Raw genomic sequence first — 16684 nt, 5'->3', positions numbered from 1 at the left:
GGATTCCCGGAGTTTAGTGTTTTTCTTCAATCTTGCCGTGCGAGCCTGTGGAAACATCCGGGCCGACTCTTGTAGTCTCCGCTGGAGTTTGGATATCCAACCGCTCTGGCACGATACAGGGGACGTAGATGAGAACGCATGGCGGCGTGGCCGGAATGGCGCCCAGGGGCGCGACGTTTGGAAAATCCATCTACGCAAAATTCGCCCGGACATTTTTGGCGATGCTGTGTCTCTTCCTGGTCTTGATCTGCCAGGCGCAGGCTGCCAGGTACGTCTACGACGGCAATGGCCGCCTGGTTGCCATGACGCGCGACGATGGAACCAGCGCCCGATATGTCTATGACGCGATGGGCAACCTCCTGGAAATCAAGACGGAGCCTGCCGGTACGCTCCGCTTGTTTGCATTCACGCCTACCCATGGCACGCCTGGAACGCCCGTCACGGTTTATGGGCAAGGGTTCGATGGCAGCGCGCTCTCCGTAAGCTTTAACGGCGTGGGAGGCTCCGTCCTGTCGTCGACCGCGAACGAGCTGCACACGACTGTGCCGGATGGCGCCACGACTGGTCCGATCACCGTTACCGCAGGTGGGCAGAGCGTCGCGAGCGATGCTCTCTTCATCGTTGACGATACGGGACTTGCTCCGGAGATCACCGGCATTGCACCGACAGTGGCGGCTATTGGTGACAATGTTACGGTTTCAGGCAGCCACCTGCACCCGGGAACGGGCACCAATACGGTGAGCGTCGGTCATGTGGCGGTGTCTCCTACCTCTGCAACTAATGCGCAGATTCAGTTCACCGTGCCGTCCAGCGTAGGGAGTGGCAAAGTCGGAGTGACCACGTCCTACGGCCAGGCTATCAGCGCGCAAGATCTTGTGGTGGTGCCTGCGAATGTCGGAACGGCCAATGTTGTCGCGTCCGCGCGGGCGACGGTAGACAGCACGGGCGTCAACATGTCGGTCGCGGCGAACAAGTTCGGCGCGCTCCTGTTCGATGCTCCGCTTGGCAGCTGGTTGAGTGTCCAGCTTGACCAGCTCGTGCTGGTGAACAATGGCTTTACCTACACCGTCTACGACCCGGCGGGGCGGGTCGCGGCCCAGGGCAGCCTGGACCCGCAAGTCGCGACGATTCATCTTCCGCAAACGAATCTGGCAGGGACTTACACGGTATTGCTGAAGCCAAGCAATGCCAGTGCGCAGTTTCAGGCGCGTGTGGAGACCAACCCGCGCATGAGCATTGATGGTAGCGATCTTTCTTTCTCTACCGGCGGCGCCGGAGAATCCAAACGCGTAATTTTTACCGCCCAGAATGGCGACAACCTGGGTCTGGCGCTCACCAACGTGGCGGTAACAGGAGGCTCTCCCTCCAACGATTGGGTGAGGTTCCTGGTCTACGATTCGGCGAATCGACTGATAACCAATGCCGGCTCCGGGGGCGGAAACAACGCACATCTTTGGGGTGTGTCAGGTGGAACTTTTCTGCTGATCGTTACACCTGGTGGCGGTTCCTCCGGATTGCTGCAAATTCAGAATGCGACCGCCACGCTCACGCGCGATATCGTCGGTCCACAGCTGACATATGGCGCGGCGACGACTGTAAATTTGCCGCGTCCTGGACAGACTGAGCGGCTGACATTCACAGCCAATGCCGGTGATACGGTAACGTTCGTCGCAAATGCCGTCAGCACGACGCCCGCGAATAATACCGTTTATTACACCATCTACCGTCCGGACGGCGGACAACTCACCAGTCTGAGCGCCAGCTCTCCAACGACATGGAACCTGGAGAATCTGCCGGATAGCGGCACTTACATGGTGATCACGAACGCCAGCTGGGGATTGCCGAACACCTCGCAATTGACTCTGCTGCATGGCGTGATCGATACGATGACGGTCGATGGCCCATCAAAATCGTATGCGACAGCGGTTGGCGGACAAAACATCTATCTGACTTTCAACGCCAATGCCGGCGACAACCTGGAATTGGCGCTCTCTGGTGTATCCATAACCGGCGGCTCTCCTTACAACGACTGGGTTACCGCGGGTGTATACGATCCCAGCGGACGATTGATCGCTAATTTTGGCTCCAATGCCGGGAACAACGCCCATCTTTGGGGGCTTGCTGGCGGGACCTACCGCATCGTCATTACACCTGGTGGCGGTTCGAATGGTTTGCTGCAGATCCAGAATGCGACGGTCACGCTGACGCGGGACGTCACTGGACAGCTGTCCTATGGGACCGCGGCGACGGTAAACCTGCCTCGCCCTGGGCAGGCTGCGCGACTGACATTCACGGCGAATGCCGGCGACACCGTGGCATTGGCGGCCAGTGCCGTCACTACGACCCCTGCCAACAATAGTGTCAATTTCGTCGTATACCGGCCGGACGGTGCGCAGCTGACCTTCGTCGATACCGCTTCCTCGAATACATGGAACCTGCAGAATCTGCCGCAAAGCGGCACCTATACCGTGGTGACGTGGGGAAGCTGGGGATTGCCGAGTACCGCACAACTGACCTTGCTCAGCGGCGTGGTCGATACGCTGGCGGTCGACGGTCCCTCCAAATCTTATGCGACTGGTGCGATAGGGCAGAACATTTACCTGACCTTCAATGCGAATGCCGGCGACAATCTTGAGCTGGCGCTCACGGGCGTGTCGGTAAGCGGTGGCTCCCCATCTAACGACTGGGCGACGGTCGGTGTTTACGACTCCAACGGACGATTCATTACCAATTTCGGCACTGGAGCCGGCAATAACGCCCACCTTTGGGGGCTCGCTGCCGGGACCTACAGCATCGTCATTACGCCGGGCGGCTCGTCTAGCGGCCCATTGCAGATCCAGAATGCGACAGTCACCTTGACGCGCGACATTACCGGTCTGCAGCTATTGAACGGCACCGCGACGACAGTGGATTTGCCTCGCCCGGGGCAGGCAGCCCGACTGACATTCTCAGGTAACGCCGGCGACGCGCCGACGCTGACGGTCAATGCCATTTCGACGACACCCGCTGGCTACACCGTCTATTTCACCATCTATCGTCCTGACGGCACGCAGCTGACGAGTTTCAGTGCGGTCAATCCGACTGCCTTGAGTCTGCCGACGCTGCCGCAGGGTGGCACATATACGGTTCTAGTCACCGTCATCTATGGATTGCCTGCAAATGTGCAGCTGACTTTGAGTGGTGCAACTGGATCGTAAGGGCTCGCAGGAGTCCCGCAGTCTGTTATCGAAAAAAGCGTGAAATGGCGCGGTGGATCGCGAGCGCGGCGAGCAGGCGGTTCTGCTTATGGATAGGGGAAGGTCATGGGAATGATGAAACGGGGAATTTCTTTGGCGGTATGCGGCGCGCTTGGCGTGGCTGTGCTCAGCGCAGGTGCCATCATTGCCGCGCATCGCATAGTCTCCGTGGACACGGACGGTGCTTCTGTCCGGCTTGCCCGAAGCTCCGATGCAGTGAGTATGACCTTGCCCGATGGCCGTCGCCTTGAGGTTTATGGCGCGCAAGGGCGTGCCTACCTGAGCGACGCGACGCGCATTGAGCGCCTAACCTTGCCGGAAGTGCGGCAGGATGCGTCGTTCACGGTAATGCCGACCGGCCAGGTGTTGCTATGGGGCGGTACGGATGCCAGGGGCCGCGTGCTCGATTATGGGCAGTGGTTCGATCCGACGACGCGTCAGTTCGTCCGTGCAGCCAACCTGGGTTTGCCGGCGCGTGCGGGGCATACACTGACCGTGCTGAGCGATGGCCACTTGCTCCTTGCCGGCGGCTGGAGCGGGGATGGCGTGCCCACGCCGCAGGCGTTGGTATGGGATGTATTGCATCGGCAGGTCGCGCCGGTGGAAGGCAATGACGTTCCGCGCTATCGCGCACGTGCCGTGATGGAGGCGGACGGTGCGGTACGCATCGAGGGTGGCGTGGACGACCATGGCTTCGCCGTGCGATCGGCCATGCGATTCGACCCTGCTTCACAGCGGCTGGTGGCGGCGACGGATGCCCCTCGCGATAGGACGGTGGCTGCGGTAACGACGTTGCCCGGTGCAGAGGCTGCGGACACGCCACTGCGCGGCCCCCTGTCATTGCGCTTCGCCGAGCCGGTCAACCTGCGCGAACTGGCCGCGGGCAAGGCGGTGAAGCTGCTGGGGCCCAATGGCATCGTGGATACGAAGATCGTCGGCGCGGAGCACGGCCGGCTCGCTTTCGTGCAGCTTCCGGATGACCTGTATCCAGGAGCGCGCTACACGCTCTTCGTGCAGGGGCTACATACGGCGTCGGGCCGGGCGGTCCCGTACACCGCAGTCGGTTTTACGACCACCACACTTCATTCGTCGGGGGTAAGTGTCGCCGGGCAGGGTGGACGACCGGTGGCGCCCAACGCAGCCGATTCGTCTGCGATATCGAATGAGCCGGCACTGGTACTGACCGCGGGTGCCGGTAACGGCGCGCAGCCTTGCGCGGCAACTGATGTGCACTCCTTGTGCCGCGAGCATGGGGCCGTTCGGGACGGCGCATGGTATCCGGGCCAGGACAATGCCCCCGACGGAGCAGGCGGTCACTGGCGCTTGTATCACGCACGGCAGGAGTTGCCGGACACGCGTGCCCAGGAGGCACCGCTGGCCAAGAACGCCACGGCATTGATCGGCCAGGTGCGGCGGATCGATGAGACACCGGTCGCCAACGTCGAGGTAAGCATTGGTGGCCGAAAAGTGCGCACCGATGCGCAAGGTGTATTTGTGTTGGACAGCTTGAGCGCGGGGCGACAGGAACTCTTCGTGGATGGCCGCACTGCCAGCCATGGCGACGTGGAGTACGGGCGCTTCCCTGTCGGCGCCGATATCAAGGCGGGCGAGCACAATCGCATGCCATTCGTGATGTATCTGCCGCGCGTGCTTGCGCGCGACAAGATCACCATCCCGTCGCCGACCACGCAGGAAATAGTGCTGAAGCATCCAGAAATGCCGGGGCTTGAGCTACACATTCCGGCGGGAACGATCTTCAAGGATCGGGAAGGTAAGGTGCTGACGGAGCTGGCGGTGGTGCCCACGCCAGTGGATCACGCGCCGTTCCCGCTACCCGCGAACTTCCCGATGTATTTCACCATCCAGCCCGGCGACGCGGTGGTGCAGGGCCTGACGCCCGAGGCGGCGCAGGGCATCCGGGTGGTGTATCCCAATTATGGCAAGCAGCCGCCGCGGACGGCAGCGGATTTTTGGGTCTACGACATCAAGGAAGGTTGGCAGATGTATGGCGCCGGCCGGGTGACGGCCGATGCGCAGCATCTGGCGCCGGATCCTGGCGTGAGGATCGTATGGGCATTGGGTGCCGGTGCGTCGGCAAATAACAGCAATGGTCCCGGGGCTAGGCTTTGCAATGGCCAAACTCTTGGAAAGCCTGTAGACCTGCAGACGGGTATCTTCTTCCACGAATGGACCGACTTGGCGGTACGCGACGTGGTGCCGCTCGCTCTGACGCGCGCATACCGCACGGGCGATACGCAATCGCACGCCTTCGGTGTGGGTGCGGATTCTAACTTCGGTCTCCACCTCTATAGCGACGATAGCCTCAACACGATGCAACTGGTGATGCCCTGCGGTGAGGGCATCAAATTCAATCTGGTCAGCGGAAGCTTGAATTGGCCATTCACTCCGTCCACGGTGTGGAAGCATACTTCGACCAATTCGGGTTTCTATGGCGCAACGTTGCAGTTCCTGTTTGATAACACGCCCGATGGCGCGCACTGGATACTGACCTTGCGTGATGGAACCCAAATGGCCTTCACCCGTCATGCGCCCAATCAGATGGTGTGGATGCAGGATCGCTTCGGTAATGCACTGCAGTTGTCCTACAACGCCGGCCTGCTGGATAGGGTCGTATCGCCCAGCGGCCGCAGCCTGAACTTTACTTACGGCTATGGCAATTACATCTCAAATGTGGCGGACCAGACCGGCCGAGGAGTCTCCTATAGCTATAACAACGCTGGCGCGCTGAGCCAGGTGACGTTTTCGGATGGCACCAATGAGCAATACACGTACGACAGAAACCAACGCATGCTGACTATGCAGGACCGCCGCGGTAACGTTTGGGTAACCAACGAATACGATAGCAACGGTCGGGTCTCGAAGCAGACATACGCCGATAATACGAATTATCAGTTTGCTTACGCGCTTGACACTAATCAGCAGGTGACCGCGACCACGGCCACCGATCCAAACGGGAACAGCGAATACGTCGTCTTCGACCCGGTCAGCAAATATTCTATGACTGATACCCGGGCATACGGCACATCGCTGGCGCAGACACTGACCTACGTTCGACAGGCATCTGGCCTAGTCGATAGCATGACTGATGCGTTGGGCCGGAAGACCACGTACAGCTATGACAATTCAGGTAATGTCACACGCATCACGCGTTTGGCTGACACGTCACAGGCTACGACATATCAGTACAGCTATACGCCTGATTATAACCAGATCGCATCAATCACCGATCCGCTCAGTCACACCACGACCTTTGCCTATACCAATGGTTGCCTGTCACAGGTAATTGACCCGCTGGGGCACGCCATCACAATGCTGTGTAATGGCAATGGTCAGCCTACGGCGGTGGAGGATGCACTAGGGCATCTGACCACCATTGGCTACCAAGGCTATGACCTGCAATCGATCACGGATGCACTGGGGCGTACGACGACAATAACGACCGATGCATTAGGTCGCTTGGTGGCGATCAAGGATCCGCTGGGCAATGTGGCGTTGAAGCTGTACGACACCAATAATCGTGTTGTGAAGTTCATTGACGGCTTGAACCAATCCACCCAGGTGGACTATGACGGCAATGGCAATCCAACACAGGTAACTCTATCCAACAGCAAGGTCATCGGCAGCACATACGATAATCGGAACCGCCAGGTCGCCCGCACGGATGCGCTGAACCAGTCCGAATCGTGGACCTATGACGGCATGAATCATCCGCTCTCGCATGTGGACCGTAAGCAGCAGACCACCCTTTATACCTATGACGCCCTTGGGCGGCGGACATTGACGACTTATGCGGATGGTTCGGGCACGCAGGTAACTTACGACACGGGTAATCGAGTAACTGAACTTCTGGATACGAGCGCTGGCAGCCTGAGCTGGGGTTACGACGATTTGGATCGAGTAACTCAGGCGGTGACGCCGCAGGGTACGGTGGGCTATAGCTACGACGCTGCAGGCCGTCGCACTGGCATGACGCCGGACAGCCAGGTAGCAGTTGTATACCAGTACGATGATGCTGACCGATTGCTGTCGATTACTCAGGGCAGCGAGGTGGTGCAACTGAGTTATGACGATGCCAACCGGCGAACAAGCCTGACCTTGCCCAATGGCATTTTCATTACCTATGGCTATGACAATGCCAATCAGCTAACTGGTCAGATATACACCCAGGGCAATGGCACGGAGCTTGGTGATTTAATCTATGGCTACGATCTTGCCGGCCACCTCGTTACTCAGGGCGGCAGCTTGGCGTTTAATCAAGTTCCGGCGCCAACCACGCAGCCTAGTACATTTGACGCCAACAATCGCCAAGTTAGTTTCAATGGCGCGACACTGAGCTATGACGCTAATGGCAACCTGACCAGCGATGGCGTGAACAGCTTCGTATGGAACGCCCGTAACGAGCTCATTCAGGTCCGGCAGGGCGGTGAGCTGAAGCTGAGTTTCGCGTATGACGCGTTGGGTCGTCGAACTGGTAAGGCGATCGGTGCGGCTGTGCCTACGCAGTATCTATATGACGGCGAAAATCCGATACAGGAGAAACAAGCGGGGGCTACTAACCCGATTCTTGTTGGACCAGGGGTCGATGAGCGTTTTGCGCGTAACGATGTAGGTGGGAGATTGTATTTTCTAACGGATATGCTGGGTAGTACGATTGGGTTAACCAATTCGGCTGGCGAAATTCGTCAGCGTTATAGCTATGATCCGTACGGCAACATCTCATCAAGCGATACAAGTACTGGTTATACAAATCCGTATCAGTACACTGGTCGTGAGGCGGACACGGCGGGGCTCTATTACTACCGTGCGAGATACTACAGTCCCGAGATGGGGCGGTTTATTAGTGAGGATCCACTGGGTTTTGGTGGAAGGCAAGCGAATTTCTTTGCTTATTCTTTTGGTAGCCCACTTAACTATATTGACCGCAATGGTCAAGATCCTGTTTCCGCTGTGGCAGGCTTGGTCATTGGAGGTATATGGGGAGGGATTACTGGATACCTTTCGGGTGATCGCGATGGAAATCTATGGAGGGATATCGGTGCCGGGGCTGCTGTCGGCGGCCTCGCGGGATTGACTAATGGCCTTAGCCTTGCCGGGGGAGGAGCGGGGGCATGGCTTGGATATGGCGGAAGGATGGCGTTTAGCGGTGGCGTGGAGGCACTTCGGCAATTATCCAACGAAGGGTGCGTTAAAAGCTGGGGGAGCGTGGGAATGGCAGTGGTCGCCAGTCCCTTGGGGGATGGCGCTGGAGAGATTGGAGATATCTACCGCGCAACATACGGCTATGCCAGCAAGGTGAGTCAGGTGGTGAGCGCGGGGGTTAGCTCTGTTTTTGGTGGCGTGGCGGGTGTTACTGCAACGGCGATAGATAATGATCAAGCGGCGCTAGAAAAACTCTATGGCGGTGGTTGCGGTTGCGAAGATTGATGGAGGCCCTGTCCTTGTTGGTTATATTTTTCGCGTTGATTATATTTTTGTCAGCTTCAATTACTTCAATCTTGAAAAGGATAACGTCTCCCGTGGTTGTGGCAAATGATAGTGTCTTCCGCTACCGGGATGCCGTATGTGTACGCACGCTTGTGCTTTGCGTTATTTTTTCGTTACTATTGTTTTTCTTGACGGTAGCGGAGCTCGGTAAGCCACCCTCGGGCCTACTGAGCGATCCGATATTTTTCGTGCTGTGGTCTGTAGCTTTTGCGTGTCATTTTGCGGGTTTGTGGATGTCGAGATTCAATGTGAGATTTATATCTGATGGCATTTGTTATGGCGCCTTCTTTATAAGAAAAATGGAATATTCCAAGATGGTCTCTGTTGATTATGATGAGGCGCGTGGTCTGATTGTTATCTCCGATGGGGTTAGGGGGCTAATTATTAATGACATGTTTGATGGTTTTTCTCGGATGAGGAAGATGGTGATGGATGGATTTTCGAGGGGGTGGTAGTTATTTTGTTCATCGTGCTGACATGCGCATTTATTGGTCTTCTTGTTAGTTTACTGTGCCAAATGGGTTGAAATGCTAGTTTATTAAGTCGCCACAGTTAAACATTATGGTCCTGCGGGCTGCCACACGCATGTTAGTTACAGAACTGACACAACCCTCTGCTAGCCTCCCCCCCGTGTAGCCGATGTATAAAGCCTCACCCGGCGCGAGGTCGGGCCGACCGGCGATCCGGAGATCGGTCTATGAAGTACGCCAGGTGGGTGCTGTTGGCTGCTTGCGGGTTTTGTGGGGGGACGGGCCATGCCTTGGGACAGCAGGCGCAGATGGGTCCGGCCGAGGATGCGCGCGGGCTGGTGTCGTTCGACATCGGCCCGCAGCCTTTGAGCAGTGCGGTGAGGGCATTCAGCGACGTGACGGGACAGGCCTTGCTGGTCGACGAGCGCTTGCTGGTGGGGCGCATGTCCCCCGGCGCGCGCGGCGAATTCACGCCGGAAGATGCATTGCGCCGCTTGCTGGCAGGTACGGGGCTGCGCGAGCGCTACACCTCGGACAAGGCGTTCACGCTGATGCCCTCGGTCGATGCCAATCGGGACGTGACAGGCGCGGCGCCGATGCCCCCTGTCGAAGAACGCGCCGACACGCTGGTCGCCAGCTACGGCGCCGCCCTGCAGGCCGCCGTCGAAGCCGCGCTCTGCCGCACGCCGCTGACGCGCCCTGGCGAATATCGCCTGGCCTTGCAGGTATGGGTGGACGGCTCGGGTGAGGTGCATCGACTGCGCCTGCTCGGCAGCACCGGCCGTGCCGAACGCGATCAGGCGGTCGAGTCGGTGCTCGGTGGCCTGCGTGTGGATCCACCGCCGCCGGGACTGGCGCAACCGCTGACCCTGTTGCTGCTGCCTGCCGACGCCTCGCGTCCGGCCCGCTGCTGAGCTGCGATGACTTCGTCGTCGATGTCGTTGATGGGCCTGTTCCTGGAATGGCAACCGGAGTTGCGCAAGCGGCTGCGCCGGCGGCTGGGCTCGGACGAGCTGGTCAATGACGTATTGCAGGAAACCTATCTGCGCGTCGAGCGCCTCGGCGACAGCTCGCCGGTGTCGCACAATCCGGCCGGCTATCTGTTCCGCATGGCGCTCAACGTCGCCGCCGACCAGCGCCAGGCCGATTCGCGCTATCTCACCGGCGAGGAGGTGCAGGACCTGCTGCATATCGCCGACGACGCGCTGGATCCGGCACGCATCGCCCACGCCCGCATCGAGATCGCCGCGCTGGAGCATGCCCTGGGCGAGCTTACCGTGCGGCAGCGCGAGATCCTGATCGCCGCGCGCGTGGATGACCTGCCGCAGCAGGAGATCGCCGACCGTTTCCGCATTTCGGTGCGCATGGTGGGCAAGGAGCTGAAGAAGGCCCTGGAGCATTGCGGCGAGCGCCTGGACCGCCGCGTGGTGCAACGGTTCGGTCCCGGGGCCGGAAAAGCGTCTTGAAGGGTATGGAACCGAATTCCGCCAGCCTCAGCCACGATTCGCCGCTGCACCGCGAGGCGCGCGACTGGCTGCTGCTGCTCACTTCCGGCCGCGCCACCGCGGCCGACGCACAGGGCTTCCGCAGCTGGGTCGCGCAGAGCGTGGCGCATGCGCGCGCCTTTGCCGAAACGCGGCTGATGTGGGAGCGCCTCGGCGCCGCGGCCGCCAACCTGGCGCAACGCGAGCGCGCGCCTGCCGTGGCACCGCGCCGCATGAGCCGCCGCGCTTTCCTGGGCGGTGCGGTGGCGGCGACGGCCGCCGCGCTGCTGGCGGCGCAACCGCCGTTCCGGCTGTGGCCGGGCATCTCCGACATGGCGGCGGATTTTCGCACCGCCACCGGCGAGCAGCGCTCGGTGCAGGTGGCGCCGGGCGTGACGGTGGAGATGAATACGCAGACCGCGTTCAACCTGCACAAGGTCGATGGAAAGCTCGCGGGCATCGAGCTGCTGGATGGCGAGATCCAGTTGCAGCTGGCCGACGGGGCAGGGGATTTCACCGTGTGGGCGGCCAAGGGCAGCCTGCGTGCGAAGCCCGGTTCGCAATGCAATGTGCGCTGCCTTGGCGGTGACGTCGAAGTCACGGCCCTCGATGGCTCGGTCAGCGTGGACTACCGCGGCCGCAGCGAAGCGCTGGGTGCTGCACAGCAGGCCAGCTATGGGGCGCGCGAGATGACGGCGCCGGTGCCCGTGGACGTCGATCAGGCGATGGCCTGGCGCCGCCGCGTACTGGTGTTCGACAACCGGCCGTTGTCGTACGTGGTGGCGGAGATCAACCGCTACCGGCCAGGTCGCCTGGTGCTCACCAACGATGCCTTGGGTGCACGCATGGTGCGGGCGCGGTTCTCCCTGAACCAGCTGGCCGACGCGGCCACCTTGATCCGCGAAGCGTTCGGCGCGCATGTGACCGAACTGCCGGGCGGCATCGTCCTCCTGAGCTGACCCGCACACCAGGCGTAGGTTGGGGTGAGCCGCAGGCTGACCCCAACGTTGCCGTGCGCCTCGATGCGCCGTGTTGGGGTTTCCACCCCAACCTACAAGTGAAAATTGCGTCCAGCATGTCCACGCACATGACATTCCCATGTCACTCCCCGCCGCAAACAAGCCGAAACATCCCCCGTCATGAATTTTTCGTGACGCAGGTTCAGTTCCCCCGAAAGCCTTCCGTCTAAGGGGCAAAGGAAGTCGGCACGGGCTGGGATGCCCACCGGAATCTCTTCGCCCGGTGCGCCGCAGGCGCGCCGGAAATCTCGATCGGGCTATGGGCGCGGCCGGCATGGCGCGCCCCGGGGGATGGTGTGCGTTTGATTGTCGAAGCGGTTCGGCCGTCTGGACGGCCCGCCGGCGGAGCCGGCCTCGGATCGGACATGTATCTGTCGCGATCCGGTTACGCATCGGGGTTTAGCTACCGGAACATGAGGACAGGGACGACCGAATGGACCGGAGCGTCGCGATGAGGGGCCGCCGACCGCTGGCCTTCGCCATCATGCTGGCGCTGGTGTGCAGCGCGACGCACGCGCAGCAGGCGGCCGCGCCCGCACCGGAAGCGCCGGCGCGCTTCGAGGTCAACGAATACCTGGTGCGCGGCAATACGCTGCTGCAGGCCGTCGATATCGAGCAGGCGGTCGAGCCCTTCCTCGGTCCGCAGCGCAGCCTCGACGACGTGCATGCCGCGCGCGACGCACTGCAGAAGATTTATCAGGCCAGGGGCTACCAGTCGGTCACGGTCGAAGTGCCGCCGCAGCAGGTGCGCAACGGCGTGCTGTTGCTGAAGGTGACCGAGAACAGCATCGGCCGCGTGCGCGTGGAAGGCTCGCGCTACCACTCGCCGGAGGCCATCCGCGAGGCGGTGCCGGCGCTGGCCGAAGGCACCGTGCCGAACTTCAACCAGGCGCAGGAACAGCTGGCGCAGGTGAACCGCCAGCCGGGCCAGCAGGTGGTGCCGCTGCTCAAGCCCGGCAGCCTGCCGCAGACCATGGATGTCACGCTCAAGGTGGAAGACAGCTATCCGCTGCACGCGAGCCTGGAAGTCAACAACGATCACAGCGCCGATACGCCCGTATTGCGCGCCGTCGGCAACGTCCGCTACGACAACCTGTGGCAGCTGGGGCACACGGTCTCCGCCACCTATATCGTGGCGCCGCAGGATCGCCACGCGGTCGAGGTGTATGCACTGTCGTACCTGGCGCCGCTGGACAGGCAATGGAGCCTGCTCGGTTCCGGCTACAAGTCCAACAGCAATGCCAACACGCTTGGCGGCACCACTGTGCTGGGCAAGGGCAATGCGGTATCGCTGCAGGCGATCCGCAACCTGCCGACCCTCGGCGATTACGGCCAGTCCTTCTCGGTCAGCGTGGCGCGCAAGCATTTCGATCAGCGCCTGACGCTGGGCGACCAGCAGCAGGCAGTGCCGATCACCTACTACCCGCTGACGGTGGCCTATACCGGCCAGCGCACGCGCGACAACTCCTCGCTGGGCCTGTCCATCGCCGGCAATTTCGGCACGCGCGGCGCGGGCAGCGGCCGGCTCGCATTCGACAACCAGCGCTACAACGCGCGGCAGAACTTCGCCTACCTGCGCGTGGATGCCAACTACACGCGTGCCCTCGGTGGCGGCTATGCGCTGGCCCTGCGCGCCAGCGGACAGCTGGCCGATTCGCCGCTGGTCTCCAGCGAACAGTTCGCCGCCGGCGGCGCCAACAGCGTGCGCGGTTTCCTGTCGGCGGAAGACACCGGCGACAACGGCGGCTCGGCTTCGGTGGAGCTGCGCAGCCCCTCGGTGGCTTCGTGGTTCGGCAAGTACGTCAACGAGTGGCGCTTCCACGGGTTCCTCGACGGCTCGCGCATCCTGCTGATCGATCCGCTGCCGGAGCAGCGCGGCCGCTTCACCTTGCTCAGCACGGGCCTGGGCACGCGCTTCACCCTGTTCGACACCATCAACGGCGAACTGGAATACGCCTGGCCGCTCAAGGACGGCTCGCGCACGCGCGCCCACGACGGGCGCTGGCTGTTCAGCCTCAAGGCCGGGCTGTAGGAGCGCGGCGATGACACGGCTCACTTTTTCTTCTAGGGGTGCAATGACGATGCGTTACCTGATCCTTGCGTGGCTGCTGTGCCTGGCCTGCCTGCCGCGCTTTTCGCTGGCGGCCGAGGCGGCCTGGTGGAACGACGACTGGTCTTTCCGCAAACCGATCACGCTCGATACCAGCACCACCGGCGCGCCGCTGCCGCAATCGCCCGGCCGTGTGCCGGTGCTGGTCCGCCTGCATCCGGGCAACTTCCAGTTCGACGGCGTGGCGAAGGACGGCGCCGACCTGCGTTTCATCGCCGCCGACGGCAAGACGCCGCTGAACTACCAGATCGACAGCTTCGATCCGGTGATGGGCGTGGGCCAGGTGTGGGTGGACGTCAGCGAGCTGCCGGCCAACGCCAGGCAGACCATCTGGATGTATTACGGCAACGCCAAGGCCACCGCGCAGAGCAGCGGCGCCGCCGCGTTCGACGCCGACCACACCCTGGTCTATCACTTCGAGGAGGCCGCCGCGGGCGCGCCGAAGGACGCCACCGCCTATGCCAACAACGCGCAGTCGGGCAGCGTGCTGCCGGTGGACGGCGGCATTGTCGGCAAGGCCGCGCGCTTCGATGGCAACGCGGTGGTGACGCTGCCCTCCAGCGCTTCGCTCAATGAAGCGGCTGGTGGTGCCTTCACCTTCAGCGCATGGATCAAGCTCGATGCGCTGCCGACCACGCCGACGGCGATCTATGTGCGCCGCCAGGACGGTCGCTCGGTGGTGATCGGCCTCGACGGCGGCGCGCCGTACGTCGAAGCGAATGCCGGCCAGGGTGCGCAGCGCAGCGCCGCGGGCGAGCCGCTCAAGGCCGGCCAGTGGACGCAGCTGGCGGTGAGCTTCGATGCGCAGCAGGCCACCGTCTACGTCAATGGCCAGAAGTATTCGACCCTCGCCGCCGCGATGCCGGCGCTGGGTTCGGCCGCCACGCTGGGCGGCGAGGCGGCCGGGCAGGGCGCGGCGCTGGCCAACTTCCTCGGCCTGATGGATGAAGTGCGCCTGTCGCGCGTGGCCCGGGCGCCGGTCGCGATCGGCATCGACGCGCTGTCGCAGGGCGCCGAATCGAAGCTGGTGCAGTACGGCGAAGACGAAAAGAAATCCGGTGCCGGCTTCGGCTACTTCGGCATCATCGTCAAGTCGGTGACCGCGGATGCCTGGCTGGTGATCGGCATCCTGCTGGTGATGGCGGCGATCTCGTGGGTGGTGATGTGGCAGAAAGGCCGCTACGTCAGCGGCGTCACCAACGCCAACGAGCGATTCCTGGCCCGCTTCCGCGACCTGGGCACCGATCTGCTCGGCATGGGTGACGAAGGCGCGGCGCGCGACCTGGCCGGTTCCTCGCTCTATCGCCTCTACGAAGTGGGCAAGAAGGAAGTGTGGCGCCGCAAGGATGCCAAGGGCCGCCTGGTGATCGCGACCGAATCGATCGAGGCGATCCGCGCGGTGATGGATTCCACCCTGGTGCGCGAGAACCAGAAGCTGGCGCGCTCGATGGTGATGCTGACCATCGCCATCTCCGGCGGCCCGTTCCTGGGCCTGCTCGGCACGGTGGTCGGCGTGATGATCACCTTCGCGGCGATCGCCGCGGCGGGCGACGTCAACGTCAACGCCATCGCGCCCGGTATCGCCGCCGCGCTGCTGGCCACCGTGGCCGGCCTGTTCGTCGCGATCCCGGCCTTGTTCGGCTACAACTACCTGCTCACGCGCAACAAGGCGGTCACCGCGAACATGCAGGTGTTCGTGGACGAATTCGTCACCCGCCTGGCCGAACTGCACCGCGACGCCGATTCCGGCGCGGCGGCCTGAGGAGGGCGCGGCCATGCAGGTACAGGACGACGAAAAGCCCTACGATGACATCAACATCACGCCGATGCTGGACCTGGCGTATGTGCTGCTGGTGATCTTCATCATCATGACCACCGCCTCGGTGCAGGGCGTGAAAGTGAACCTGCCCAAGGCCAGCGCTTCGGTCAGTCTGGCCAAGCCGCAGACCAAGGCGATCACCGTATCCGACAGCGGGCAGATCTTCCTCGATGCCTTCCCGGTGAGCATCGGCGAGCTGGAGGCGCGGCTGCGCACGCAGAAGGCGTTGACGCCGGACTTCCCGATCATCGTCAAGGGCGACGCCAACGTGCAGTACCAGAAGGTGGTCGACATCCTCGACCTGCTGCGCCGGCTGGACCTGTCGCAGGTGGGACTGGTCACCGGCAAGTCGCCGACCGGCGGTTGACGGGATCGCGATGAACGCCACCGGTCAAAACCCCAAGCGTTGGCGCGGCCGCATCGTCGGTGCCGCGGTGGTGCTGCTCGTCGGCGCGCTGGTCTGGCATTTCGCCGGCCACCAGGTCGGCGTGCGCCGCGAGGCGCCGCGCGTGCCGACCATCACCCCGCTGCCGCCGCCTCCGCCGCCGCCGAAAGAAAAGCCGCCCGAGCCGAAGAAGCTCGAAGAGGTCAAGCAGGAACTGCCCAGGCCGGACGAGCCGGCCAAGCCGGTGGAGGCGCCGAAAGCGCCCGACCTGGCGAAGCAGGTGACCATCAATGGTCCGGCCCAGGCCGGCAACGACAGCTTCAACATCGGTGCGGGCGACGGCGGCGGCATGGTCGGCGCCGGTGGCGGCAACGGTGTCGGCGGCTCCTCGTACGAGCAGTACCTGGGCTATGCCTTGCAGCAGGCGATCCAGCGCGACGAACGCACGCGCCGCCTGGTGTTCGAGGTGAAGGTCAGCCTGTGGATCGATCCCAGCGGCCGCATCACCCGCGCCGAAATGCTCGCGCCCAGCGGCGCGCCCGCCACCGACGAAGCGCTGCTCGACGTGCTGCGCGGCCTGAGCATCGACACGCCGCCGCCGCCGCGACTGAGCATGCCCGTGCGCGCATCCATCCGCGGCAGGCGACCCGTATGAG

10 protein-coding genes are annotated in these 16684 nt (G+C 62.3%); all 10 read left to right on the top strand.

Annotated features, from left to right (window positions below; translation table 11 throughout):
- The first annotated feature begins 128 nt into the window (after positions 1-128).
- The 10 genes from BM172_RS01120 (at position 129) to BM172_RS01080 (ending at position 16683) form a co-directional block, all read left to right on the top strand.
- On the top strand, positions 129-3197 hold the full coding sequence (locus BM172_RS01120) for a beta strand repeat-containing protein (protein WP_051548448.1): 3069 nt from the start codon (positions 129-131) through the stop codon (positions 3195-3197).
- Between the two features lie 105 nt (positions 3198-3302).
- Positions 3303-8681: an RHS repeat-associated core domain-containing protein gene (locus tag BM172_RS01115; RefSeq protein ID WP_051548447.1), complete on the top strand. Its 5379-nt coding sequence runs from the start codon at positions 3303-3305 to the stop codon at positions 8679-8681.
- On the top strand, positions 8681-9196 hold the full coding sequence (locus tag BM172_RS21980; protein ID WP_143096418.1) for a hypothetical protein: 516 nt from the start codon (positions 8681-8683) through the stop codon (positions 9194-9196). Before BM172_RS01115 ends, BM172_RS21980 begins: the two co-directional genes overlap by 1 nt.
- Before the next feature lie 323 nt (positions 9197-9519).
- On the top strand, positions 9520-10125 hold the full coding sequence (locus BM172_RS01110; protein ID WP_035322819.1) for an STN domain-containing protein: 606 nt from the start codon (positions 9520-9522) through the stop codon (positions 10123-10125).
- A 6-nt stretch (positions 10126-10131) separates the two neighbouring features.
- Entirely contained in the window at positions 10132-10677 is a 546-nt protein-coding gene (locus BM172_RS01105; RefSeq protein WP_026634260.1) for an RNA polymerase sigma factor, read from the top strand.
- A 5-nt stretch (positions 10678-10682) separates the two neighbouring features.
- Positions 10683-11654 carry a FecR family protein gene (locus BM172_RS01100; RefSeq protein WP_026634259.1) on the top strand — a complete coding sequence of 324 codons (972 nt, stop codon included), beginning with the start codon at positions 10683-10685 and terminating at the stop codon, positions 11652-11654.
- Positions 11655-12165: 511 nt separating this feature from the next.
- Positions 12166-13746, top strand: coding sequence for a ShlB/FhaC/HecB family hemolysin secretion/activation protein (locus BM172_RS01095; RefSeq protein ID WP_026634258.1), 1581 nt, complete (start codon positions 12166-12168; stop codon positions 13744-13746).
- A gap of 49 nt (positions 13747-13795) precedes the next feature.
- Entirely contained in the window at positions 13796-15586 is a 1791-nt protein-coding gene (locus BM172_RS01090; protein ID WP_035322932.1) for a DUF2341 domain-containing protein, read from the top strand.
- Between the two features lie 13 nt (positions 15587-15599).
- Positions 15600-16010: an ExbD/TolR family protein gene (locus BM172_RS01085; RefSeq protein ID WP_026634256.1), complete on the top strand. Its 411-nt coding sequence runs from the start codon at positions 15600-15602 to the stop codon at positions 16008-16010.
- Between the two features lie 10 nt (positions 16011-16020).
- The gene (locus tag BM172_RS01080; RefSeq protein WP_026634255.1) at positions 16021-16683 is read left to right on the top strand and encodes an energy transducer TonB family protein; all 663 of its coding nucleotides are present in this window, start codon (positions 16021-16023) and stop codon (positions 16681-16683) included.
- Position 16684 lies beyond the last annotated feature (1 nt).

Source organism: Dyella marensis, assembly GCF_900112865.1.
In the GTDB taxonomy this organism is placed as follows: domain Bacteria; phylum Pseudomonadota; class Gammaproteobacteria; order Xanthomonadales; family Rhodanobacteraceae; genus Dyella_D; species Dyella_D marensis_A.
The sequence above is the reverse complement of the archived record's forward strand: the minus strand, read 5'-3'. Positions and strand labels throughout refer to the sequence as shown.